Genomic DNA, 1,340 nt, shown 5'->3' on the forward strand with positions numbered 1-1,340 from the left:
TGATGGTATTGGCGGATATGGCGCTGGGGTTGTTGAATCGCTCGGCGCAGCAGTTAAACGTGTTCTTTCTGGCTATGCCCATCAAAAGCCTGCTGGTATTGCTGCTGCTGATCGTGTCACTACCGTATGCGCTGCATCACTATCTGATGGAAAGTGAACGTCTCTACCAGCATGTTGGCGAGTGGTTTGCTCACCATGAGTGAGAAAACGGAGCAGCCCACCCGCAAAAGGCGGCAGGATGCTGAAAAAGAGGGCCAGGTGATCAAAAGCGTTGAGCTGACCTCCGGTGCACAACTGCTCGCCTTATTTCTCTTTTTTCATTTTTTTACTGATGTGCTGGTACAAAACATCACCTTGTTAATCCAGGAATCTCTGCGCGTTATCAATGCCCCTTTCTCCTATGCGCTGGGCACCGTTGCACGCGCGCTGGTAAAAGAGTGCGCGCTGGTGCTGCTCTATCTCGGGGCGATGGTAAGCGTTGCCACCGTTTTCAGCGTGCTGATTCAAATAGGTTTTGTGGTTGCCAGTAAGGCAGTGGGTTTCAAGGGGAGCAAACTTAACCCGGTGAACAATCTTAAACAGATTGTTTCCTGGCGCAGCGTGGTTGAACTCCTCAAATCCTGTTTGAAAGTGGTGCTGTTGTGCGCGATTTTTCTCTTGCTGTTCTATGCCTATGCGTCGACGTTTCGCGCATTGCCCTATTGTGACCCTCACTGTGCGTTACCCACTTTTTCCGCCATTATGCGTTTTATGTGGCTTGGCATGCTGGGCTTTTATCTGGTATTGGCGGTGGCGGATTACAGCTATCAGCGTTTTCATACGTTGAAGCAGCAGCGCATGAGCAAGGAGGATATCAAACAGGAAAACAAGAACAGGGAAGGCGATCCTCATATTAAACAGCGGCGTCGCGCGCTACAGCGCGAAGTGCAGAGCGGCAGCCTGGCACAAAACGTCAGGCAATCGGCGGTGATTGTGCGCAATCCGACGCATTTGGTGGTTTGCTTGGGATACGATCCCGAGACGATGCCCGTACCGCGCGTGTTGGAGAAAGGCAGGGATGCCATGGCGCAACACATTGTCGAGTTGGCGCAACGTGAGGCCATTCCGATGGTAGAGAACATCCCCCTGGCGCGTACGCTGTTTTATGATGTGAAGCGCGGCGAACGTATCCCTGATGCGCTGTTCGAACCCGTTGCCGCGCTGCTGCGTATCGTCTTGCAGATCGATTACGCCTCTCGCGAGAAGGCCGGTGGTGAGGAGCACAACTGACAGGCAAAAAAAAGACCGGGCCAAGGTACGGTGCCGGTCAAAGCGCAAAGAGAACCATAATGGAGTTGTGC

Annotated in this window: 2 protein-coding genes; both read left to right on the forward strand. The window is 52.8% G+C overall.

Annotation, left to right across the window (positions count from 1 at the left end):
• Positions 1-203: flagellar biosynthetic protein FliR (locus J5224_RS28005; RefSeq protein ID WP_264628388.1), on the forward strand; the 203-nt coding region annotated here is incomplete at its 5' end.
• Positions 196-1,269 (forward strand): EscU/YscU/HrcU family type III secretion system export apparatus switch protein, encoded by a 1,074-nt coding sequence (locus J5224_RS28010; protein WP_264628389.1) that lies wholly within the window; start codon positions 196-198, stop codon positions 1,267-1,269. The genes J5224_RS28005 and J5224_RS28010, both read left to right, overlap by 8 nt.
• Positions 1,270-1,340: the final 71 nt, after the last annotated feature.

It is taken from the genome of Candidatus Symbiopectobacterium sp. NZEC135 (assembly GCF_025962695.1).